Source organism: Kitasatospora acidiphila (assembly GCF_006636205.1).
In the GTDB taxonomy this organism is placed as follows: Bacteria; Actinomycetota; Actinomycetes; order Streptomycetales; family Streptomycetaceae; genus Kitasatospora; species Kitasatospora acidiphila.
Window position 1 is genome coordinate 223,783 of sequence record NZ_VIGB01000003.1, and the last position, 24,640, is coordinate 248,422.

The following is a 24,640-nucleotide window of genomic DNA, read 5'->3' on the forward strand; positions in this document are numbered from 1 at the left end:
TTCTGATGTTTCCGGTTTCTTTCGCGCAGCAGCGGCTGTGGTTCCTGGGCGAGCTGGAGGGTCCGAACGCCACCTACAACATCCCGCTCTGCCTGCGCCTGACGGGCGAGTTGGACGTCACGGCGCTGGACGCCGCGCTGCGGGACGTGGTCGGGCGGCACGAGGTGCTGCGCACCGTGTTCCCCGCCGTCGACGGGCAGCCCTGGCAGGAGATCCGCGAGGCCGACACGGTCGGCTCACTGCTGACCGTGGTCCCGGCGGACGGGCTCGACGAGGCCGCCCTGCGCGCGGCCGTGGCCGAGACCTCGCGGCACACCTTCGACCTGGCCACTGAACTCCCGCTGCACGCCTGGCTGTACGCCCTGGCGCCCACCGAGCACGTGCTGCTCCTGGTGGTTCACCACATCGCGGGCGACGGCTGGTCGATGGGCCCGCTCGCCCGGGACGTGTCGACGGCCTACGCGGCCCGGTTGGCCGGTGCGGCTCCCGGCTGGGAGGAACTGCCGGGCCAGTACGCCGACTACGCGCTCTGGCAGCGCGAACTGCTCGGCGAGGAGGACGACCCGCAGAGTGTCCTCTCCGAGCAACTGGCCTACTGGCGCCAGACTTTGGCGGAGCTGCCGGAGGAACTGGCGCTGCCCGCCAAGCAGCCGCGCCCGGCCGTCGCCAGCCACCACGGCGGCACCGTCGAGTTCACCGTGCCGGCCGAGCTGCACCGCGGTGTGGCGGAGCTGGCCCGAGCGGAGAACGGCACGGTGTTCATGGTGCTGCAGGCCGCGGTGGCCGTGCTGCTCTCGCGCCTCGGTGCCGGGACCGACATCCCGATCGGCACCGCCGTCGCCGGACGGATCGACGAGGCGCTGGAGGAGCTAATCGGCTTCTTCGTCAACACCCTGGTGCTGCGCACCGATCTGTCCGGCAACCCGACGTTCCGTCAGCTGCTCGGGCGGGTGCGCCAGGCGGGCCTGGGGGCGTTCGCGCACCAGGACGTCCCGTTCGAGCGCCTGGTCGAGGATCTGGCCTCGGCCCGCTCGATGGCCAGGCACCCGCTCTTCCAGGTGATGCTCTCCCTGCAGAACAACGCCCAGCCGGTGCTGGAGCTGCCGGGGCTGACGGCCGCGCCGCTGGCCGGTGGGCAGCTGCCCGCCAAGTTCGACCTGAACTTCACGTTCGGCGAGACGCCGGACGGCATGTGGGGCAGCCTCACGTACGCCCTGGACCTGTTCGACGCCGCGACCGCCGAGCGGATCGGCGAGCGCTTCGTGCGGGTGCTGCGGGCGCTGGTCGCCGAACCGGGGCGGCGGGTGGGGGAGGTCGAGGTGCTGGACGAGGCCGAGCGCGCCCGGATCCTCGTCGAGTGGAACGACACGGCGACCGCCGTGCCCGAGGGCACCCTGCCCGAGCTGTTCGCCGCACAGGCCGCACGCACCCCGGACGCGGTCGCCGTAGTAGCCGGCGAAAGCACACTCACCTACCGGGAACTGGACGAGCGAGCAGCCCGCCTGGCCCGCGCCCTCGTGGCGCACGGGGTCGGCGCCGAGACCGGCGTCGCGGTACTGATGGAACGCTCCACCGACCTGGTGGTGGCCCTCCTCGCCGTGGTCAAGGCCGGCGGCTTCTACGTCCCCCTGGACTCCCGCTACCCCCAGGCCCACCGCGAGCTCATCCTCACCGAAACCAGCACCAAACTCCTCCTCACCGACACCGCACTCCGGGCCGAAGCCGAGCAACTGCCCGCCACCGTCCTCATCGCCAACGACGTGGACGCGAACGTCGACGGGCCCGACTTCCCAGTCCAGGCCCACCCCGAGCAACTCGCCTACGTGATGTACACCTCCGGCTCCACCGGCCGCCCCAAGGGCGTCGCCATCACCCACACCGACATCACCGCCCTCGCCACCGACCACCGCTTCACCAGCCCCGCCATGGAACGCGTCCTACTCCACTCCCCCCACTCCTTCGACGCCTCCACCATGGAACTCTGGGTCCCCCTCCTCACAGGCCGCCAGATCATCATCGCCCCCACCGGCGACCTCACCACCGACGCACTCGCCCACCTCATCAAGCACCACCAGATCACCGGACTCTGGCTCACCGCAGGCCTCTTCAGCCTCACCGCCGACGAAAACCCCACCGCCTTCACCGGCGTCCGCGAAATCTGGACCGGCGGCGACGTCGTCTCCCCCACCGCCACCACCCGCGTGCTCGAAGCCTGCCCCGGCACGGTCATCGTCAACGGCTACGGCCCCACCGAAACCACCACCTTCGCCGCCACCCACACCATCACCGAGAACCCCACCGGCCCCCTCCCCATCGGCCGCCCACTCGACAACACCCGCCTCTACATCCTCGACACAGGCCTACGCCCCGTCCCCACCGGCAGCATCGGCGAGCTCTACATCGCCGGCACCGGCCAAGCCCGCGGCTACCTGAACCGCCCCGACCTCACCGCCGAACGCTTCACCGCCGACCCCCACGGCCCAGCCGGCACCCGCATGTACCGCACCGGCGACCTCGCCCGCTGGACCCACAACGGCGAACTCGAATACGCCGGCCGCGCCGACCGCCAAATCAAACTCCGCGGCTTCCGCATCGAACTCCCCGAAATCGAAACCGCCCTCCTCGCCCTCCCCGGCATCGCCCAGGCCGCCGCGCTCGTCCGCGAAGACACCCCCGGCCTCAAGCGCCTCATCGCCTACACCGTCCCCACGCCCGGCGCCACCCTCGATCCCGCCGCCATCCGCACCCAACTCGCCACCACGCTCCCCGAATACCTCATCCCCGCCGCCATCGTCGTCCTCGACGCCCTCCCCCTCACCGTCAACGGCAAGCTCGACCGCAACGCCCTTCCCGCCCCCACCCACACCGCGACGGTCGCCCACCGCGCCCCGACCACCCCGCGGCAGGAGACCCTGTGCGAGGTTTTCGCCGGGGTGCTGGGCCTCCCCCAGGTCGGCATCGACGACAACTTCTTCGAGCTGGGCGGCCACTCGCTGCTCGCCACCCGCCTGGCGAGCCGGATCCGCACCGCGCTGGACGTCGAGGTGGCCATCCGGACGCTGTTCGAGGCCCCCACCGTCGCCGCGCTGGCCGACCGCCTCGATGCCGCCACGGTCCCACGCCGTCCGGCCCTGACCGCCGGTCTCCGCCCCGAGCAGCTGCCGGTCTCCTTCGCGCAGCAACGCCTCTGGTTCCTCGGTGAGTTGTCGGGTCCGAGCGCCACCTACAACATCCCGCTCTGCCTGCGCCTGACGGGCGAGTTGGACGTCACGGCGCTGGACGCCGCGCTGCGCGATGTGGCCGCCCGGCACGAGGTGCTGCGCACCGTCTTCCGCGCGGTCGACGGCAGCCCGTGCCAGCAGGTGCTGCCCATCGAGTCCGTTGGACAGCTGCTGACGGTCACCGATGCGGCCGACCTCTCCGAAGCCGAGCTGACCGCGGCCGTTGCCCGCGCCGCGCGCCACACCTTCGAGCTGTCGGTCGATCTCCCGCTGCACGCCTGGCTGTTCAGCACCACGGCGACGGAGCATCTGCTCGTCCTGGTGGTGCACCACATCGCCGGTGACGGCTGGTCCATGGGCCCGCTGGCCCGTGATGTGTCCACCGCCTACGCCGCCCACCTGGCCGGGCAGGCACCCGACTGGCAGCCGCTGCCCGTCCAGTACGCCGACTACGCGCTCTGGCAGCGCGAGGTGCTCGGCTCGCCGGATGCCCCGGAGAGCCTGCTCGCCCAGCAACTCGCCTACTGGCGACAGGCGCTGGCCGACCTTCCCGACGAGCTCGTGCTGCCTGCCACCCGCCCCCGCCCCGCCGTGGCCAGCCACGACGGCGGTACGGTCGACCTTGCCATCCCCGCCGAACTGCACGACCGACTGGTCGAGTTGGCGCAGGCCGAGGGCGTGACGGTGTACATGGCGCTGCAGGCGGCGCTGGCCGTGCTGCTCTCCCGGCTGGGCGCCGGCACCGACATCCCGATCGGCAGCCCGATCGCGGGCCGCACCGACGAGGCCCTGGACGATCTGGTCGGCTTCTTCGTCAACACCCTCGTCCTGCGCACCGACCTGGCCGGCGCCCCGAGCTTCACCGACCTGCTCGCCCGGGTCCGCGAAGCGAGCCTGGCCGCCTTCGCGCACCAGGACGTCCCGTTCGAGCGCCTGGTGGAGACGCTGGCCCCCGCCCGCTCGATGGCCCGCCATCCGCTCTTCCAGGTGATGCTCTCGCTGCAGAACAACGCCGCGGCGGTGCTCGAACTGCCGGGCCTGGCAGCCTCGCTGGTGCCGGCCGGGCAGCTGGCCGCACGCTTCGACCTGTCCTTCACGCTCGCCGAGGAGTTCACCGCCGACAGCGCTCCCGCCGGTCTGCGCGGCACCCTGACCTTCGCCCGCGACCTGTTCGACGCGAACGACGCCGCCGCGCTCGCCGAGCAGTTCGCCCGCGTCCTGCACGCGGTCATCACCGCGCCCGAGGCACCGGTCGCGAGCGTCGAGGTGGTGACCGAGGCCGACCGCCACCGGATGCTCACCGACTGGAACGACACCGCACACGAGGCGCCCGCCGGCACCCTGACCTCACTGGTCGAGGCCCAGGTTGCCCGCACCCCCGACGCAACTGCCCTGGCCTCCCTTGGTGTTGAGTTGAGCTATGCCGAACTCAACGGCCAGGCCAACCGGCTGGCCCACCACCTGATCAGCCAGGGCGTCGGCCCGGAGTCGCTGGTCGCGGTCCTGATCGAGCGCCGTGTCGAGCTCATCGTCGCGCTGCTCGCGGTCCTCAAGGCCGGCGGCGCCTACCTGCCGATCGACCCCGACTACCCGGCCGAGCGCATCGCCTACATGCTGGAGGACGCCGCCCCCGCCGTCATCCTGGCGACCCGGCAGACCGCCCACCTCGCCGACCACCGGCAGCTCCTGATCGACGAGCTCGACCTCACCGGCCGCAGCACGGCGAACCCCGACGTGGCCGTGCGGCCGCAGCATCCCGCCTATGTGATCTACACTTCCGGTTCCACCGGCCGCCCCAAGGGCGTCGTCCTCCCGCACGCCGGTGTGACCAACTACGTCTCCCGCTGCCGGGAGGCGTACCCGGAGCTGGCCGGCACCACCCTGGTGCACGCCTCGATCTCCTTCGACGCCGGGGTGACCGCGCTCTACGGCGCGCTCGCCTCCGGCGGCCGGGTGCACGTCGCCGCACTGGATGAGAAGCTGCCGGACGCACTCGCCGGGGAGCAGCTGACCTTCCTCAAGGTGACCCCAAGTGGCTTGGCCTACTTCGACGCCCTGACGGACCGCCATATCAGGTCGGGCCGACTGATGCTCGGCGGCGAAGCCGTCAACGCCGCGCAACTCGCGGACTGGCGGCGCCGCAATCCGCAGGTGGCCGTGGTGAACCACTACGGCCCGACCGAGGCCACCGTCGGCTGTCTCGACCACCTGCTCGACACGGGCGCGGCGATCGAGGGCGGGACCGTGCCGATCGGCCGCCCGATGTGGAACACCCGCGCCTACGTACTGGATGCCGCGCTGCGCCCGGCGCCGGTCGGTGTGGCCGGCGAACTGTACATCGCGGGCGCCCAGTTGGCCCGTGGCTACCTCGGCCGCCCCGGCCTGACTGCCGAGCGCTTCACCGCCGACCCCTACGGCCCCGCCGGCAGCCGGATGTACCGCACCGGCGACCTGGTGCGCTGGAACCGGGACGGCCGGATCGAGTTCTTCGGCCGCGTCGACGACCAGGTGAAGATTCGCGGCTTCCGCATCGAACTCGGCGAGATCGAGCATGCACTGACGGATCATCAGCAAGTCTCCCAGGCTGCCGTGCTGGTCCGGGACGACCGGCTGGTCGGCTATGTCGTGCCGCGCGGCGAGCTCGACCAGGCGCGGCTGCGCGAGCACCTCGCCGCCACCCTGCCCGACTACATGGTCCCGGCCGCCCTCGTCGTCCTCGACGAACTGCCGCGCACGGTGAACGGCAAGCTGGACCGCAAGGCCCTGCCCGCCCCCGAGTTCACCACCGGCGCCGGCTACCGCGCCCCCGCAAGCCCTCAGGAGCACACGCTCTGCGAGGTCTTCGGGGAGGTACTCGGCCTGGACCGAGTCGGCCTGGACGACAACTTCTTCGAGCTCGGCGGCCACTCCCTGCTCGCCGTCACGCTGGTCGAACGGCTGCGCGCCCGCGGCCTCCAGGTGAACGTCCGCGCGCTGTTCTCCGCGCCGACCGTCGCGGCCCTCGCACAGGCCACTGCGGGCGGTACCAAGGTCATCGTCCCGCCGAACCTGATCCCGGCCGGTGCCGAGGCGATCACGCCGGAGATGCTGCCGCTGGTGGAGCTGACCACCGGGCAACTCGCCACCATCACCGAGGCGTTCCCCGGCGGTGCGGCCAACATCGCCGACATCTATCCGCTCGCCCCGCTCCAGGAAGGCATCTTCTTCCACCACCTGATCTCCGAGGGCGAGGGCGACGACCTCTACGTCTCGCCGACCACGCTCACCTTCGACTCCCGCGCGCGACTGGACGCCTTCCTCGCCGCGCTGCAGCACGTGGTGGATCGCCACGACATCCTGCGCACCGCCGTCCACTGGCAGGGCCTGCCCGAGCCGGTCCAGGTGGTCGCCCGGCACGCCGAACTCCCGGTCGTCACCGTCGAACTCACCGGCGCCGCCGACCCGGCCACCGAATTGGCGGCCGCCTGCCGCCGGTCCCTCGACCTGACCCGCGCGCCGCTGCTGCGCGCCCATCTCGCGGCCGAACCGGGCACCGGGCGCTGGCACCTGCTGCTGCACCGCCACCACCTGATCACCGACCACACGGCCATGGACATCCTGATGGCCGAGATCCGCACCCTCCTGGACGGCCGCCGGGACGAGCTGCCGACCCCGCTGCCGTTCCGCGACTTCGTCGCCCAGGCCCGCCTCGGCATCCCCCGCGAGGAGCACGAGCGGTTCTTCACCGAACTGCTCGGCGACATCACCGAGCCCACCGCACCGTTCGGCCTGCTGGACGTGCGCGGCGACGGCACGCAGGTCACCGAGGCCCGCCGAGCCCTGTCCCCCGAGCTCGCCGCCTCCTTGCGCGAACAGGCCCGCCGACTCGGCGTCAGCCCGGCGACGCTGTTCCACACCGCCTGGGCGCGCGTGGTCGCCGCCACCGCCAACCGGGACGACGTCGTGTTCGGCACCCTGCTGTTCGGCCGCATGAACGCCGGCACCGGCGCCGACCGGGTCCCCGGACTCTTCATCAACACCCTGCCCACCCGCCTGCGCACCACCGGCCTGAGCGTCACCCAAGCCGTCGACGCCATGCGCCGCTGCCTCGCCGACCTGCTGGTCCACGAACACGCGCCACTGGCCCTCGCCCAGCAGGCGAGCGGGATCGCCGCTCCGGCCCCGCTGTTCACGGCACTGCTCAACTACCGCCACGGCAGCGGCCCAGCCACCGCCGACGCCGCTCCCGAACCGGCCGGCATCCAGGTCCAGCACGGCCACGACCGCACCAACTACCCCATCACCGTGTCGATCGACGACCACGGCACCGACTTCGGGTTCTCGGTCCAGGTCGCCGACCCGATCGATCCGGAGCTGGTCTGCTCGCTCTTCGACACGGCGATCCGCGGCCTGGTCACGGCGCTCGCGAGCGCGCCCGAGACCCGGTTGGACCGGATCGACGTCCTCACCGACGAGCTGCGCCACACCCTGCTCACCGAGTGGCAGGGCGCCCCGGTCGGGACCGTCCCGACCACCCTGCCCGAGCTGTTCGAGGCGCAGGCCGCCCGCACCCCGGACGCCATCGCCGTCAACGACGAGCAGACCAGCCTGAGTTACGCGGAACTGAACGCGCGGGCCAACCGCCTGGCTCGCCTGCTCGTCGAACGCGGCGTCCGCCCGGAGACCCTGGTCGCCGTCCGGATGCACCGCTCGGCCGACCTGGTCGTCACGCTGCTCGCCGTGCTCAAGGCCGGCGGCGCCTACCTGCCGATCGACCCCGACTACCCGGCGGACCGCATCGCCTACATGGTCGCCGACGCCCAACCGCTCCTGACCATCACAGCCACCGCCGACACAGGCGCCGCCGGCCTGGCACTGCACGACCCCACCACCGCTGCCCGGCTGGCTGAGCTGCCCGGCACCGACCTGACGCCCGCCGAGCGGGGCGCCGAACTACTGCCCGAGCACCCCGCCTACGTCATCTACACCTCCGGCTCCACCGGCCGCCCCAAGGGCGTCCTCATCCCCCACACCAACGTCGGCCGGCTCCTGGCCGCCACCGACCACTGGTTCGACTTCGACACCGACGACGTATGGACCTGGTTCCACTCCTTCGCCTTCGACTTCTCCGTCTGGGAACTCTGGGGCGCCCTCCTCTACGGCGGCCGACTCGTCGTCGTCCCCACCGACATATCCCGCTCACCCGCCGACTTCCTCACCCTGCTGGTCCGCGAGCGGGTCACCGTCCTCAACCAGACCCCGTCCGCGTTCTACCAGCTGATCCAGGCCGACGCACAACACCCGGAACTGGGCGCCGAGTTGGCACTGCGCACGGTCGTCTTCGGCGGCGAAGCACTCGACCTGCCCCGACTGCGCCCCTGGTACACCCGGCACCCCGACCACGCACCACTGCTGGTCAACATGTACGGCATCACCGAGACCACCGTCCACGTCACCCACAAGGCGCTCAACGCCGAGCAGCTCACCACCGGCAGCGTCATCGGCCACGCCATCCCCGACCTGCGCGTCTACGTCCTCGACTCCGCCCTGAAGCCCTGCCCGCCCGGCACCACCGGCGAACTCTACGTCGCCGGCCCCGGCCTGGCCCGCGGCTACCTGAACCGCCCCGCCCTCACCGCCGAGCGCTTCATCGCCGACCCCCACGGTCCGGCCGGCACCCGCATGTACCGCACCGGCGACCTCGCCCACTGGAACCACAACGGCGAACTCGAATACACCGGCCGCGCCGACCACCAGGTCAAGATCCGCGGCTTCCGCATCGAACTCGGCGAAATCGCCCAAGCCCTCAGCACCCACCCCGCCATCGCCCAGGCAACCGCAACCGTCCGCGAAGACGCCCCCGGCGACGTGGGGGCACCCGCCCCCAGCCTGGCGGCCGGGAGGTGCCCCCAGGCCGGAGGCTGGGGGAGCGTAGTCGGGTACGTCGTCGCGTCGGAGCCCGTCGACCCGGCAGAGCTGCGCCGGCACACCGCCCAGTACCTGCCGGACTACATGGTCCCGGCCGCCGTCGTGGTCATCGACCGAATCCCCCTGACCGTCAACGGCAAGCTCGACCACCGCGCCCTCCCCGCACCCGACTTCACCACCGCCACCACCAACCGCGGCCCCTCCACCCCCCACGAAGAAATCCTCTGCGAAGCCTTCGCCAACGTCCTCGGCCTCCCCCGGATCGGCGTGGACGACAACTTCTTCGAACTCGGCGGCCACTCACTGCTGGCCGTCTCGCTGGTCGAGCAACTGCGGGCGCGCGGCGTGCAGGTCAACGCGCGGGCGCTGTTCACCACGCCGACCGTCGCCGGTCTCGCGCAGGCCGCCACCGGCAGCGCGGTCGTCGTGCCGCCCAACCTGATCCCGGCCGGTGCCGAGGCGATCACGCCGGAGATGCTGCCGCTGGTGGAGCTGACTGCCGGGCAGCTCGCCACCATCACCGGGGCGTTCCCCGGAGGCGCGGCCAACATCGCCGACATCTACCCGCTCGCCCCGCTCCAGGAAGGCATCTTCTTCCACCACCTGATGGCGGACGGGCGGGCCGGCGCCGATGTGTACGTGCTGCCGACCGTCCTGCGGTTCGACTCACGCGAGCGGCTGGACGCGGTGCTCGGCGCTCTCCAGCACGTCGTCGACCGGCACGACATCCTGCGCACGGCGGTGTACTGGCAGGACCTGCCGGAGCCGGTCCAGGTGGTCGCCCGGCATGCCGAACTGACCATCCACCAGGTCGAGATCGAGGGCGCGGACCCGGTCGGCGAGCTGCTCGACCGCTGCCCCGCCGCCATGGATCTGGCCCAGCCACCGCTGCTGCGCGCCTGGACGGCCCCCGAACCCGGCACCAACCGCTGGCTGCTGCTGCTCCAGCGGCACCACCTGACCACCGACCACACCGCGATGGAAGTGCTGTTCGCCGAGATCAACGCCGTCCTCGAAGGCCGGCAGGACTCGCTGGCAGCGCCGCTGCCGTTCCGCGACTTCGTCGCCCAGGCCCGCCTCGGGGTCTCCCGGGCCGAGCACGAGCGCTTCTTCGCCGAGCTACTCGGCGACATCACCGAGCCGACCGCACCCTTCGGGCTGCTGGACGTACGCGGCGACGCCTCGGGTGTGGGAGAAGCCAAGCTGGCCCTGGACGCCGACCTTGCCGGGCGGCTGCGCGAGCGGGCACGGGCACTCGGGGTGAGCCCGGCCACCGTGTTCCACGTCGCGTGGGCGCGGGTGGTGGCGGCAACCTCGGGCCGCGACGACGTGGTCTTCGGGACGGTGCTCTTCGGCCGGATGAACGCCGGCAGCGGCGCGGACCGCGTGCCGGGCCTGTTCATCAACACGCTGCCGGTGCGGCTCCCGACCGTCGGGGTCAGCGCGCTGGAGGCCACACTCGCGATGCGCGGACGGCTCGCCGACCTCCTGGTGCACGAGCACGCCCCGCTCGCCCTCGCGCAGCAGGCCAGCGGAATCGCAGGCGGCGCACCGCTGTTCACCGCGCTGCTCAACTACCGCCACAGCGCGGCGGCGACGCCCGACGCGGACCCGAGCGGCATCGAGGTGCTGCACAGCCACGAACGCACCAACTACCCGCTGACGGTGTCGATCGACGACCTCGGCACCGGCTTCGTCCTCACCGCGCAGACGGTCGCGCCGATCGACCCCGCTGTGGTGTGCACGCTGACCCGTGAGGCCGTCACGGCTCTGGTCGACGCACTGGAAACGGCCCCGCAGACGGCACTTGCCCGCATCGAGGTGCTGGACGAGGCCGAGCGCGCCCGGATCCTCGTCGAGTGGAACGACACGGCGACCGCCGTGCCCGAGGGCACCCTGCCCGAGCTGTTCGCCGCACAGGTCGCACGCACCCCGGACGCGGTCGCCGTAGTAGCCGGCGAAAGCACACTCACCTACCGGGAACTGGACGAGCGAGCAGCCCGCCTGGCCCGCGCCCTCGTGGCACATGGGGTCGGCACCGAGACCGGCGTCGCGGTACTGATGGAACGCTCCACCGACCTGGTGGTGGCCCTCCTCGCCGTGGTCAAGGCCGGCGGCTTCTACGTCCCCCTGGACTCCCGCTACCCCCAGGCCCACCGCGAGCTCATCCTCACCGAAACCAGCACCAAACTCCTCCTCACCGACACCGCACTCCGGGCCGAAGCCGAGCAACTGCCCGCCACCGTCCTCATCGCCAACGACGTGGACGCGAACGTCGACGGGCCCGACTTCCCAGTCCAGGCCCACCCCGAGCAACTCGCCTACGTGATGTACACCTCCGGCTCCACCGGCCGCCCCAAGGGCGTCGCCATCACCCACACCGACATCACCGCCCTCGCCACCGACCACCGCTTCACCAGCCCCGCCATGGAACGCGTCCTACTCCACTCCCCCCACTCCTTCGACGCCTCCACCATGGAACTCTGGGTCCCCCTCCTCACAGGCCGCCAGATCATCATCGCCCCCACCGGCGACCCCACCACCGACGCACTCACCCACCTCATCAAGCACCACCAGATCACCGGACTCTGGCTCACCGCAGGCCTCTTCAGCCTCACCGCCGACGAAAACCCCACCGCCTTCACCGGCGTCCGCGAAATCTGGACCGGCGGCGACGTCGTCTCCCCCACCGCCACCACCCGCGTGCTCGAAGCCTGCCCCGGCCTCGCAGTGGTCAACGGCTACGGCCCCACCGAAACCACCACCTTCGCCGCCACCCACACCATCACCGAGAACCCCACCGGCCCCCTCCCCATCGGCCGCCCACTCGACAACACCCGCCTCTACATCCTCGACACAGGCCTACGCCCCGTCCCCACCGGCAGCATCGGCGAGCTCTACATCGCCGGCACCGGCCAAGCCCGCGGCTACCTCAACCGCCCCGACCTCACCGCCGAACGCTTCACCGCCGACCCCCACGGCCCAGCCGGCACCCGCATGTACCGCACCGGCGACCTCGCCCGCTGGAACCACAACGGCCAACTCGAATACGCCGGCCGCGCCGACCGCCAAATCAAACTCCGCGGCTTCCGCATCGAACTCCCCGAAATCGAAACCGCCCTGACCACCCACCCGAACGTCACCCAGGCCGCCGTGCTGGTCCAGGGCGAGAAGCTGGTGGCCTACCTGGTTCCCTCCGGTGACCTCGACCAGGCGGCGCTGCGCACCGACCTCGCCGCGATGCTGCCCGCGTACATGGTCCCCGCCGCCATCGTCGTCCTCGACACCCTCCCCCTCACCGTCAACGGCAAGCTCGACCGCAACGCCCTCCCCGCCCCCACCCACACCCCGGTCTCGACCCGTGCGGCACGCACCCCGCAGGAGGAGGTGATCGCCGTCCTCTTCGCCGAGGCCCTGGGCCTCCCCCAGGTCGGCATCGACGACGACTTCTTCGACCTCGGCGGCCACTCGCTGCTCGCGGCCCGCCTGGTGGGCCGCGTCCGGGCCACGCTGGGCGTGGAGTTGGCGCTGCGCGACCTGTTCGAGGCACCCACCGCGGCCGGGTTGGCCGCACGGCTCGGCGGCGGTGCGGAGCTCGGCGACAAGTTCGCCGAACTGATGCCGCTGCGCCGGGACGGCGAACTGCCACCGCTGTTCTGCGTCCACGCGGGGTACGGCGTCGGCCTCGGCTACAGCCGGCTGCTGCCGCACCTGGCCGGCCGCCCGGTCTACGCCCTGCAGGCCGCGAGCCTGACCCGGAGCGAGGGGCTGCCGGAGACCGTGGAGCAGATGGCCGCCGACTACGTGGCGCTGATCCGCGCGGTCCAGCCGAGCGGTCCGTACCACCTGCTGGGCCACTCCTTCGGCGGCCTGGTGGTCTATGCCATGGCCGAGCACCTCCAGGCGCTCGGCGAGCAGGTGGCGCTGCTGGGCATCATGGACTCCTACGCCTACGCCGACTACACCGTCTCCGGCACCGAGCGGGACGAGCAGGAGACGCTGGCCGTCTTCCTGCAGATGTTCGACGCCGAGCGTCCGGCTCCCGAGGACACCCCGCTCACCCGGGACCAGGTGGTCCAGGCCCTGGTGGACAGTTCCGCCGCCGCGTTCTCCGCGGCCGACCTGTTCGCGATGGGCGATGCCTGGGAGCGCCACGTGGGGATGATGCGGGCGTACCAGCCCGCTCCCTACCGCGGCGACGCGCTGTTCTTCACCGCGCTCCGCGAGCGCCCCGAGGGCACGCCCACCTCCGCCAGCTGGCAGCGGTACCTCGGCGGCCGCGTGGCCGACCACGAGATCGACGCCACCCACCACGGATTGATGAACGCGGGCCCGATCGCCGAGATCGCCCGGATCATCACCGCCCACCTGGAGGCGTAGCGCCCACCCGCCGGCGGAAGGACCAGGCCTGAAGTTGTCTGATCATGTTTGGCCGACGTTCTTCCGCCGGATAGCGCCAACCGGTATCTATGTCCCGTTCGTGATCCACCGCCAAGCCATCACCCCCACCAACGGGACGAGGTATCCCCCATGCGACTGCGCTCAAGTGCCCTCGGCAGCCTGCTCACCGCTCTGCCCCTCCTCGGCGCGCTGGTCGTCGCCACCCCCGCCCAGGCGGCGGCCGGCAGCGGCAACCTGATCGTCAACGGTGACGCGGAGGCCGGCGGCTCCTGCACCAACGACTGGAGCGCGGCCACCACCGTCCCCGGCTGGACCGTCGAGGCCGGCGGCATCAACGCCATGTGCTACACCGTCGGTTCCTTCGGCCAGCCGAACGACGGCCACACGCCCGGCAAGGCCTTCTTCGGCCCGGGCAACTTCGGGGACGGCGCGATGGCGCAGACCGTCGATGTCTCCTCGGCGGCCACCGCGATCGACGGCGGCGGGGTGCACTACAACCTCGGCGGCTGGCTGGGCGGTTGGACCGTCTACGGCGGCTACGTCGCCGTCAGCCTGCACTTCCAGGACGCGAACGGCGACCCGGTCGGCGCGACCGCCAAGCTGCCGACCGTCTCCGCGACCGACCGTGGCCTGTCCACGAAGTTCCTCTCCCGCACCACCACCGGCTCCGTCCCGGCCGGCACCAGGTCGATCCAGGTCGAGGTGCAGTTCCTGTCCACCTCGAACGAGACCGGCTACCTGGACAACCTCTCCCTCACCCTCGACACCCCGGTCACCGCACCGGCGCCGGTCGCTCCGCCCGCATCGAGCGTGCCGGGCTACGACCACGTGTTCACGGTCATGATGGAGAACACCGACTACTCCGAGATCATGAACGACCCGACGGACACGCCGTTCATCCACAGCCTGATGTCCCAGGGCGCCACCCTCACCGACGCCCACGGCGTCTACCACCCGAGCGACGAGAACTACCTGGCCATCGCGGGTGGCGACACCTACACCAAGGGCGCCACCTACTGGCCCAACATCAACTCCCCGCAGCGCAACCTCGGTGACACCATCGAGGCGGCCGGCAAGAGCTGGAAGGCGTACGAGCAGGGCATGGGCACGCCCTGCAACACCACCACCCAGTACGACGCCAAGTACATGCCCGACGACGCGCCGTTCATCAACTACACCGACATCAGCGGCAATCCGGCCCGCTGCGCGGCCCACCTGTTCGACACCTCGCAGCTGACCACCGACTTGCGGTCGGCGGCCACCACGCCCAACTTCTCCTGGATCGCCGCTGACGACTACTACGACGGCGAGGCCTCCGGCAACGGCAGCGCCACCAGCCTCCAGACGCAGGACGGTTGGCTGAAGCAGACGCTCGCCCCCGTGCTGTCCTCCCCCGCGTGGACCCAGCAGCGCTCGCTGCTCGTCCTGACCTGGGACGAGAGCGAGAGCGAGGGCTACAACCACGTCGCCACCGTGGTCCTCGGCTCACAGGGCACCGTTCCGGCCGGCACCAGCAGCCCGTCGCACTACGACCACTACAGCATCGGCCGCACCATCGAGTCGGCCCTCGGCCTGCCGGGGCTGACCGCCAACGACACCTACGCGACGCCGCTCAACGCCGCCTTCGCACCGTCCGCGGCGGCCGTACCGACGCTGACCGGCGACCTGAACGCAGTGGCGAACGGCGGCAACACAACCCTGCGCTACGCCCTGCCGGACGCCTCGCAGGTCAGCGCGAAGAACTGGGTCGGCATCTACCCGGCGGGCGTCACCCCGGGCTCGCAGTCCTCGCTCGCCTGGGCCTACACGCCGAACCAGAGCGGCGCGGTCACCCTCGCCACGGGCAAGCTGAACGGCGCGGGCAAGTACGACGCGTACTACCTGGCCAACGACGGCTACTCGGTGCTGGCCGGGCCGTTCCCCCTGACCGTCGGCTGACGCCGCGCAACGATCCAGGGGTGAGGCCCCGGCCCCGGGGCGGTTTCCCGGGGCCGGGGCCTCACCCCTGGATCCGCCGCCACCCCGCCTCCCCCTCCAGCGCGTACCCCAGCTCCAGCAGCACCCGCTCCTGCCCGTGCGCCGCCGACAGGTGCACCCCGATGGGCAGACCCTCCGCCGTCTGACCCACGGGCAGCGAAATCCCGGGCCCGCCGGTCACGTTGTTGACGGGGGTGAACGCCACGTACCGGTGCAGCCGCTCGATCAGCTCCTCGAACGGCACGTTGGGGCTCAGGTGCCCGAGCAGCGGGGTGGTGTGGGCCAGCACCGGCGACAGGATCACGTCGTAGGCATCGAACACCGACGCGTACGCGTGCTCCGTGGCCCGCAGGCGGCGCAACACCCCAGGGGTGCGCAGGAATTCGCGGTGGAAGGTGCGGCGCAGGCCCAGGGTCAGGCCGTCGAGCCGGCGGGGCTGGAAGCTGCGGTCCAGCAGCAGCTTTCCGGTGGCGGCGATCAGGAAGGCGATGAAGCCCCAGTAGAGGGTGAAGTCGCGCTGGAACTGCCGGTCGAAGGGCAGAGTGGTGGGCTCGACGTGGTGGCCGAGGTCGGCCAGGCGGGCGGCGGTCCGCTCAACGGCCTGGCGGGTCTGCGCGTCGGTGGCCGCCACCGGCGAGTCCACCACCAATCCCACCCGCAGCCGCCGGCTGCCCGGCCCCTCGATCAGGCCCAGCGGGGGCAGCGCGGCCGGACGGTGGTGCTGCTCGGCGGCGGCGAAGAAGGCGGCGGTGTCGCGCACCGACCGGGTCAGCACACCGTCCGTCACCAGATCGATCGGCAGGCGCCGGCCCTGGTCGTTCAGCACCAGCCGGCCGCGGGTCGGCTTGAGGCCGACCAGCCCGCAGCAGGCGGCCGGGATCCGGATCGAGCCGCCGCCGTCGTTGGCGTGCGCGATCGGCACGACGCCGGCGGCGACCAGCGCGGCCGCTCCGCCGGAGGAGGCGCCGGGCGAGTGCGAGGTCTGCCAGGGGTTGCGCACCGGCTCGGCGGTGCCGAATTCGGTGGAGGCGTTGAGGCCGAACTCGGGCAGCCGGGTCTTGCCGAGCACGGTCACGCCGGTGGCGAGGAGTTGTGCGGCGAAGCCCGAGGTGTAGCGCGCGGGGCGGGGGCGGAACGCCGCGCTGCCGTGCCCGGTGGGCATGCCGCGCAGGTCGACGTTGTCCTTGAGGAAGGTGGGCACGCCGTGCAGCAGTGCGTCGGGGCTGTGCCGGCCGACTCGCGGTGTCCGGTAGGACGCGAACGCGACCGGGGCCAGCGCGTCCTCCACCGTTCGGGCGCGCTGAGCGGCGGCCTCGGCCAGTTCGCCGGGGCTGACCTCGCCGTTTCGCACCAGCCGGGCCAGCGCCACCGCGTCATGGTCACCCAACGCGTCGTCGCCGAATGCGTGCACCCGCTGCTCCGCGGTACGAGCCATGCCAACCCCATCCCTACCGACCGGTAATGTCATCGAGGCCGCAGTCTAGAACCGTTGGGGTTCGAAGGTCAGCCGAATCCACGTCAGTTCCCGTGCCTGCCAAGCCGACCCCGCGTCGCGCTCTGGCTTGCGGCCGGGCTCGGCGGCACAATGGCGGGCATGCCGATCACTGTCGTCGCGGCCGAGAAGATCCTCGCCGAGAACTTCGCCCCGTGGGTGCTGGAACTGGGCCTGACCGTCGCCGAGACCGGCGAGCGGCACGCGGTCCTGCGGCTGCCCTGGTCGGACCGGCTGGCCCGGGAGGGCGGCGGGATCTGCGGGCAGGCGCTGATGGCGGCAGCCGACACGGCCTGTGCCGTGGCGATCTCCTCGGCGCGCGGCGGGTTCGGGCCGATGACGACCGTGCAGCAGTCGACCGGCTTCCAGCGGCCGATAGCGGGGGCCGATGTGATGATCATGGCGCGAGTGACCAAGCTGGGGCGGCAGCTGGCCTTCATCGAAGTGGATCTCACCGCCGGCGACGCCACCGACCCGGCCGCGCATGCGAGTGCCGTCTACGCCTTCCCTGCGTAGGGCGTTGCCCGCCACACGGCAAGCCGCACGGCGGTGCTCCAAGATCGGCGACTTCAATAAATGATCTTGCCATCGGATGATTGAGCGAACGCGAGCTGGGCACACGCAAGGAGATCGGCCCGGCCGAGCTCCGGGCCCCCAGCCCCCGAGGAGGTCGGATCGTGGATCCTGTCCAGCGCTATGCCGTCTCCCTCCCCGGCCCAGTCTGCGGGCACCGGCCCGCGACCGTGGTCGTGGTGCACTGGACACCCAGATCCGTCGACGGTAACTCCGTCTACACGGACGAGACCGGTGAATTCCAGGTCTCGATCAACGCTGATGGTGTGGCCAGCCGTCTGGACGCCGACGACGGCCACCAGCACCAGTGCCTGCACGCAGTACCCCTGCCGCGCACCGGCTCCCCCGTGGGGTGACACCCTCACCCCCCGCTGCCCGGCGACCGACACCCACGGTCACCGGGCAGCAGCCTGTGCACGGCAGCTCGCAGCGTTACGATAAGAGGGCAATCCATCACATCGTGTAGCAGATCCCCCCGGTCAGCGTCGCGGCGCCGCCATCGAAGGAGCAAGCCCCATGCCGTCCACCGCCCGCCGGCTGATCGGCTGCCTCGGTCTGCTGCTGGCCACCTCCTGCAGCTCCGCCGCACCGCACCCCGGCGCCGGGGCGGGCGCATCCCCGCCGTCGAGGTTGACCGCCAATGCGGCGACAGCTGCCCTCGCCACCCAGCTGACGCCCGATCAGCTGGCCGGCCAGCGGGTGATCTACTCCTACGAGGGCCTGACCCCGCCGGAGCCGCTGCTCACCGCGATCCGCGCCGGGCGGGCCGCCGGTGTGATCTTCTTCCGCGGCAACACCGCGGACCCCGACCGGTTCCGCCAGGCGGTGGCCCAGCTGCGGCAGGCCCAGCAGGAGAGCCCGGTCCATCTGCCGCTGCTGCTGATGACCGACCAAGAGGGCGGCCTGGTACGGAGGTTGCCCGGCGCACCCGTGCTGTCCCAGAAGGCGGTGGGCGCGCAGCCCGATCCGGTCACGGCAGCGGCGGACGCCGGCGCCGGGGCCGCCGCCAACCTCTCCTCCTACGGGCTGAACGTCAACCTCGCCCCGGTGCTGGACGTCTCCCACCAGCACGGCGACTTCACCGACCGGACCCAACGCTCCTACGGGCAGGACCCGGCGGCCGTGGCCAGGCTCGGCCAGGCGTTCATCACGGCGCAGCAGCGGCACCAAGTGGCCGCCACCGCCAAGCACTTCCCGGGGCTGGGCACCGCCGGGGGCGACGCCAACACGGACGACCTCCCGGTCACCCTGCCGGTCTCGGCGAGCCGGCTCAGCCAGGTGGACGAGGCGCCCTATCCGGCGGCGATCGAGGCCGGCGTGGACTTGGTGATGGTGTCCTGGGCGACCTATCCGGCACTGGACCCGGCGCATCCGGCCGGCCTTTCCCCGGCGGTGGTCCAGGGCGAGCTGCGCGGTCGGCTGGGCTTCACCGGGGTGACGGTGACCGACGCGCTGGAGGCCGGCGCGCTGTCCGCCTTCGGCGACGTCGGCGCCCGGGCCGTCGCTGCCGCGGGTGCCGGCATGGATCTGCTGCTCTGCTCGGCCCAGGACGCGAACCAGGGGGCCGATGCAACGGCCGCGCTCTCCGACGCCCTCACCACCGGGCACCTGAACCGCCCCGAGTTCACCGCCGCCGCCGAGCGGATCGCCGCGCTGCGCGCCCGCCTGACCTGACGGATCATCAGATCGGCGCCCGGGGAACGGCTTCCACCAAAACGACATGACGCTGCCCGAGGTCGCCACATAGGGTGACCGGATGCGACATGACAATCAGGTCCTGGTCTTCGACGCGGACGACACGCTTTGGGAGAACAACGTCCGATTCGAGCAGGCAACCGAGCTGTTCCTGGACCTGGTGGTGCCGCCCGCGGCGAGCCGGGAGGCCGCCCTGGCCGAGCTGAACCGGATCGAGGCGGCCAACGCCAGGACGCTGGGTTACGGCTCCAAGGTCTTCCAGCGCAGCATGGGCGAGTGTTTCGAGCTGCTGCACCAGCGGTCGCTCGCCCCGCAGGAGGCGGCCCGGCTGGCGGAGCTGGCCGCCTCGGTCACCAGCGCCGAGGTGGAGCTGATCCCGGGCGTGGCCGACACCCTCGCCGCCCTGGCCGACCGGCATCACCTGATGCTGCTCACCAAGGGCGACACCGCCGAGCAGCAGGCCAAGGTGGACGCCTCCGGACTGGCCGGCCACTTCCAGTCCGTGCACATCGTCGCCGAGAAGAACCTCGCCACCTACCAGCAGCTGATCGACCAGCACGGACTGCTCCCCGGGCAGACCTGGATGATCGGCAACTCGCCGAAGTCGGACATCCTGCCGGCTCGCGGCGCCGGGCTGAACGCCGTGTTCATCCCCAACCCGCACACCTGGGTGCTGGACCACGCCGAGCTGGACCCGGCGGACACCGGGGTCCTGCACCTTGACGCCTTCGCCGAGCTGGGAGAGCACTTCTGATGGTCCGTCAGTTGACTCCGTCGGTCTCCTGCGTCTTCGTCTGCCATGACGGCGCGGGGCGCGTGCTGCTGGCCCGCCGGGGTGCGGCGGCGCGGGACGAGCCGGGCCGCTGGGACTGCGGCGCGGGGGCGCTGGAGTTCGGCGAGAGCTTCGAGGCGGCGGTGGCCCGCGAGGTGTGGGAGGAGTACCGCGCCGACGCGCTGGCGATCGAGGTGCTGGGCGTGCGCAATGTGCTGCGCGGCGAGCCGGTCGACTCGCACTGGGTGGCCGTGGTCTGCGCGGTGCTGGTGGACCCGGCACGGACGACGATCGGTGAGCCGCACAAGTTCGACCGGCTCGACTGGTTCACCCCGGACGCCCTGCCGGCACCGCTGCACTCCCAGCTGGCGCCCACCCTGGAGCTGGCGCTCAACCGCCTCCGGACGCCCGCGACCTGACGGCGGCCTGCCCTCAGAGCTCCAGCGCCCCGGCAGCGGTCAGAGCTCGACCGCTCCGGCGGCCGTCAGCGCGACCGCCGCCTCCGGCGAGTAGAGCGAGAAGGTCAGTGACTCCTGGAGGTAGAGCCGCACCTCGCGGGTGTCGTGCGAGAGGTAGCCGATCGACAGGTCCTGGCCGAGGTGGAGCTCGAAGTCCCCGCCGCGGGTGGAGAGCACCACCGCGCCGGCCAGCGCCGGAGCCCAGATGATCTCGCCGGTCACCACCCGGGCCAGGTGCTGGCGCACCGGGTAGCCGTGGTTGGAGGTCTCGTTGACGGCGGTGTAGGCGTCGGCGCCGAGCAGCAGCGAGTACGGCCCGTCGACGCCGGCCAGGCGCAGCGTGGTGAGCGCCCGGCTGACCGCGTCGGGGTAGTCGGCGACGTCGTGCGGCAGGGTGATCGGGCCGCTCTGGGCGCCGCTGCGCACGCCGGTGATGCCGGCGGCCGGCCAGCCCTCGAAGACGGCGGTGTCCTCGGCCTGGGCGATGCTGCGGGCGGCGTCCTTGACGGGCTGCCAGTCGGAGTCCTTGCTGCCGCGTTCGACGTTGTCGATCTCCTGGCGGGAGAGGGTGAAAGGCACCCGCAGTTCGACCACCGGGCGGGATTCGCGGGCCCGGGCCTCGGTGCCGGGCACCAGCGGGTCGATCGGCCGCTGGTGGCCGGAGCCGACGGCGGCCAGCTCCGGGCCGTCGGGTCCGGACAGGTCGACCACCCGGCGGCCGGCCAGGTGCAGGGTGAAGGTGCGGCGGGCCTCCTCCTCGATCTCCTCCCAGGCTTCGCTGGAGATCGGGGCCAGTTCGCGGTGCAGGTTGTTCATCGGTGCGGGCTCCTTCTGAGGCTGCCGATGCCGAGGGATCCGTCGGCGCGGGAGCTGGGTGGTGCGGTGGCCGGCTCGGCGGTAGCGGCGGCGGCTGGGGCTGCGCCGGGCGCCGGCGGCGGGTCGTCCAGCAGGTCGGCGGGCGGCACGAAGAACAGGCTGCCGGTGACCGCGGTGGAGAAGTCCAGGATGCGGTCGTGGCCGGCCGTGCCGCGGCCGAGGAACATGTTGCGCAGCATCTCCTCGGTGACGGCCGGAGTGCGGCAGTAGCCGATGAAGTAGGTGCCGAACTCCCCGTCCGCGAAGCTGCCGAACGGCATGTTGGCGCGCAGGATCTGCCGTTCGGTGCCGTCCGGCGCCGGGTCCAGGCTGGTCAGGGCGACATGCGAGTCGGCGGGCTTGACCTCGTCGGGCAGCTCGATGTCGGCGAGCTTGGTGCGGCCGATGGCCCGTTCCTGGTCGTCGGTGCCGAGCTGCTGCCAGGCCGTCAGATCGTGCAGGTACTTCTGGACGATGACATAGCTGCCGCCCGCGAACGCCGGGTCCTCGGCGCCGATCAGGGCGGCGGCGTCGGCTTCCGCGTCCTCCGGGTTCTCGGTGCCGTCGACGAATCCGAGCAGGTCGCGCCGGTCGAAGTACTGGAAGCCGGCGGTCTCGTCGGCCACCCGTACGGCGTCGCCCAGCCGGGCCATGATCTGCCCGGCCAGTTCGAAGCAGACGTCGGCGCGTTCGGCGCGCAGGTGGAGCAGCAGGTCGCCGGGGTGGCGGGGGCGGTGTGCCGGGGGCCGTGCAGTTCGGTGAAGGGGTGCAGTTCGGCCGGGCGCGGTCCGCCGAAGAGCCGGTCCCAGAGCGCGGAGCCGATCCCGGTGACGCAGCTGAGCCGGCCGTCGGGCACCCGGAACCCGACGGCGCGGCGCAGCCCGGCGAGCTCGGGGAGCAGCTCGCGGACCGCGCCCTCGCCGCCGGGCCGGACGGTCAGCACCAGGAACCGCGCGGCGCTGGTGAGCGGGGTGCTGACCGTCTGGGGTCTGGCGTCGGTCACTGCCGCTGCTCGCTGCGGTCGCCGGCCCAGAGGGTGTGGAAGGTGCCTTCGCGGTCGACGCGCTGGTAGGTGTGGGCGCCGAAGAAGTCGCGCTGGGCCTGGATCAGGGCGGCCGGCAGGCGGTTGGCGCGCAGCGAGTCGTAGTAGGCGAGGGCGGTGGCGAAGCCGGGGGTGGGGATGCCGAGCTGGGCCGCGGTGGTGACGACTCGTCGCCAGGCGGACTGGGCCTCGCCGAGCGCCTTGGTGAAGTACTCGTCGGCGAGCAGCGTGGGCAGTTGGGGGTCGGCCTGGTAGGCGGCGGTGATCCGGTTGAGGAAGCGGGCCCGGATGATGCAGCCGCCGCGCCAGATGGCAGCCATGTCGCCGAGGTTGACGTTCCAGCCGTATTCGGCGCTGCCGGCCTGGATCTCGTGGAAGCCCTGCGCATAGGCGACGATCTTGGAGGCGTAGAGGGCCTGTTCGACGTCCTCGGCGAACCGGTCGGAGGCGGCGCTGTCCAGCCAGGTCTCGGTGGGGCCGGGCAGGTCGCGGGCCGCCTCGCGCAGCGCGACGCTGCCGGAGAGGGAGCGGGCGAAGACGGCTTCGGCGATGCCGTTGACCGGCACGCCGAGGTCGAGTGCGGTCTGCACGGTCCAGCGTCCGGTGCCCTTCTGCTCGGCCCGGTCCTGGACGATGTCGACGAACGGCCGGCCGGTCTCGGCGTCGGTGTGGTTGAGCACCTCGGCGGTGATCTCGATGAGGTAGGACTCCAGGCGGCCGGCGTTCCAGCCCTGGAAGATCTCGGCGATCTCGGCGGGCTGGCGGCCGGCGCCGTGCCGCAGCAGGTCGTAGGCCTCCGCGATCAGCTGCATGTCGGCGTACTCGATGCCGTTGTGCACCATCTTGACGAAGTGTCCGGCGCCGTCGGGGCCGACGTGGGTGCAGCAGGGGCGGCCGTCGACCTGGGCGGCGATCGACTCGAGCAGCGGGCCGAGGCTCTGGTAGGCCTCGGCGGTGCCGCCGGGCATGATACTCGGGCCGTTGAGCGCGCCCTCCTCGCCGCCGGAGATGCCGGTGCCGACGAAGTGCAGGCCGCGCTCGCGCAGGGCGGCCTCGCGCCGCCGGGTGTCCTGGAAGTGGGCGTTGCCGCCGTCGACCACGATGTCGCCGGGTTCCAGCAGCGGCACGAACTCGTCGATCACCGCGTCGGTGGGAGCGCCGGCCTTGACCATGATGACGATGCGTCGGGGGCGGGCGAGGCTGGCGACCAGTTCCTGCGGGGTCTCGGCCGGGACGAAGTCGCCCTCCTTGCCGAACTCCTCGACCAGGGCCCGGGTCCGGGTCGGCGTCCGGTTGTAGAGGGCCACCCGGTGGCCGTGCCGGGCGAAGTTGCGGGCCAAGTTGCGACCCATGACGGCGAGTCCGATGACGCCGATGTCGGCAGGTGTCCGCACGCTCATGCAGAGGGCTCCAGTCGTTCGTCTCGTGCCGCGGTTGGGCGGTGGGCCGGGCCGGCCGGTGCCGCGAGGACGGGCCTCTGCCAGCCTGCCGTGCCCGGGTGGCGCGCGCACTTCGAAACGCCAGTCGGTACCGCGACGACATCCGTACGGCGCCCGAAGAACATGTACTGAGAGTCTGTCAGCTGGGGTGCGTCCCTGACCGCGCCCCGGCCAGGACGGCCGGACTGTCAGAAGTAGCCGGGGTTCCTTCGCAGCTGTCGGAGCGTCAGTAGCACCGGGGTGTATACACCTATGGATATACATCGTGTGTATAGTCGGCGGCATGTCACTCGGACACACCATCCTGGGCCTCCTGGAGTCCCAGCCACGGCACGGCTACGACCTCAAGCGCGCCTATGACGAGCAGTTCGGCCACACCCGCGCACTGCCCTACGGGCAGGTCTACGCGACCCTCTCCCGGCTGCTGAAGAACGGCCTGGTCGAGGTCGACGGCACCGAGCCGGGCGACGGGCCGGAACGCAAGCGCTATGTGATCACCGAGGCCGGGATCACCGATGTCGCCCGCTGGCTGGCCGAGCCGGAGCAGCCCAGCTCCTACCTGCAGAGCACCCTCTACACCAAGGTGGTGCTGGCGCTGCTCACCGGCCGCCCGGCCCGCGAGCTGCTGAGCACCCAGCGCACCGAGCACCTGCGCCAGATGCGCGAGCTGACGCAGCGCAAGCTCACCGGCGACCTCGCCGACCAACTGCTCTGCGACCACGCACTGTTCCACCTGGAGGCCGACCTGCGCTGGCTGGAGCTGACCGCGGCCCGGCTCGACGAACTGACCCGGAAGGTGCGTGGCTGA

At 71.8% G+C, this 24,640-nt stretch carries 11 protein-coding genes and 1 pseudogene; 8 read left to right on the plus strand and 4 right to left on the minus strand.

Annotated features, from left to right (window positions below):
* The first annotated feature begins 5 nt into the window (after positions 1-5).
* Complete coding sequence (locus E6W39_RS02185) at positions 6-13,508, plus strand: amino acid adenylation domain-containing protein (RefSeq protein ID WP_141631995.1); 13,503 nt, start codon at positions 6-8, stop codon at positions 13,506-13,508.
* Between the two features lie 150 nt (positions 13,509-13,658).
* Positions 13,659-15,467 carry an alkaline phosphatase family protein gene (locus E6W39_RS02190; RefSeq protein ID WP_141631996.1) on the plus strand — a complete coding sequence of 603 codons (1,809 nt, stop codon included), beginning with the start codon at positions 13,659-13,661 and terminating at the stop codon, positions 15,465-15,467.
* 61 nt (positions 15,468-15,528) lie between these two features.
* Here E6W39_RS02190 and E6W39_RS02195 read toward each other — a convergent pair whose 3' ends face one another.
* Positions 15,529-16,941, minus strand: a complete 1,413-nt coding sequence (locus E6W39_RS02195) for an amidase (RefSeq protein WP_181799050.1) — start codon at positions 16,939-16,941, stop codon at positions 15,529-15,531.
* Positions 16,942-17,100: 159 nt separating this feature from the next.
* Between E6W39_RS02195 and E6W39_RS02200 the strand changes: the two genes are divergently transcribed.
* The 5 genes from E6W39_RS02200 (at position 17,101) to E6W39_RS02220 (ending at position 20,457) form a co-directional block, all read left to right on the plus strand.
* Positions 17,101-17,514: a PaaI family thioesterase gene (locus tag E6W39_RS02200; RefSeq protein ID WP_141631998.1), complete on the plus strand. Its 414-nt coding sequence runs from the start codon at positions 17,101-17,103 to the stop codon at positions 17,512-17,514.
* A gap of 161 nt (positions 17,515-17,675) precedes the next feature.
* Positions 17,676-17,927, plus strand: coding sequence for a DUF6296 family protein (locus E6W39_RS02205; RefSeq protein WP_141631999.1), 252 nt, complete (start codon positions 17,676-17,678; stop codon positions 17,925-17,927).
* Positions 17,928-18,087: 160 nt separating this feature from the next.
* Positions 18,088-19,245 carry a glycoside hydrolase family 3 N-terminal domain-containing protein gene (locus E6W39_RS02210; RefSeq protein WP_141632000.1) on the plus strand — a complete coding sequence of 386 codons (1,158 nt, stop codon included), beginning with the start codon at positions 18,088-18,090 and terminating at the stop codon, positions 19,243-19,245.
* An 82-nt stretch (positions 19,246-19,327) separates the two neighbouring features.
* Positions 19,328-20,020, plus strand: coding sequence for an HAD family hydrolase (locus tag E6W39_RS02215; protein WP_141632001.1), 693 nt, complete (start codon positions 19,328-19,330; stop codon positions 20,018-20,020).
* The gene (locus tag E6W39_RS02220) at positions 20,020-20,457 is read left to right on the plus strand and encodes an NUDIX domain-containing protein (RefSeq protein WP_141632002.1); all 438 of its coding nucleotides are present in this window, start codon (positions 20,020-20,022) and stop codon (positions 20,455-20,457) included. Before E6W39_RS02215 ends, E6W39_RS02220 begins: the two co-directional genes overlap by 1 nt.
* 39 nt (positions 20,458-20,496) lie before the next feature.
* On the opposite strand, the gene E6W39_RS02225 is transcribed toward E6W39_RS02220, so the two are convergent.
* The 3 genes and pseudogenes from E6W39_RS02225 to gndA form a co-directional block, all read right to left on the minus strand.
* Entirely contained in the window at positions 20,497-21,312 is an 816-nt protein-coding gene (locus tag E6W39_RS02225) for a family 1 encapsulin nanocompartment shell protein (RefSeq protein ID WP_141632003.1), read from the minus strand.
* Positions 21,309-22,354: pseudogene (locus tag E6W39_RS02230) on the minus strand (Dyp-type peroxidase). Before E6W39_RS02230 ends, E6W39_RS02225 begins: the two are co-directional and overlap by 4 nt.
* Positions 22,351-23,793: an NADP-dependent phosphogluconate dehydrogenase gene (gene gndA, locus E6W39_RS02235; RefSeq protein ID WP_141632004.1), complete on the minus strand. Its 1,443-nt coding sequence runs from the start codon at positions 23,791-23,793 to the stop codon at positions 22,351-22,353. Before gndA ends, E6W39_RS02230 begins: the two are co-directional and overlap by 4 nt.
* A 322-nt stretch (positions 23,794-24,115) precedes the next feature.
* On the opposite strand from gndA, the gene E6W39_RS02240 reads away from it, so the two are divergent.
* Positions 24,116-24,640 carry a PadR family transcriptional regulator gene (locus E6W39_RS02240; RefSeq protein WP_141632005.1) on the plus strand — a complete coding sequence of 175 codons (525 nt, stop codon included), beginning with the start codon at positions 24,116-24,118 and terminating at the stop codon, positions 24,638-24,640.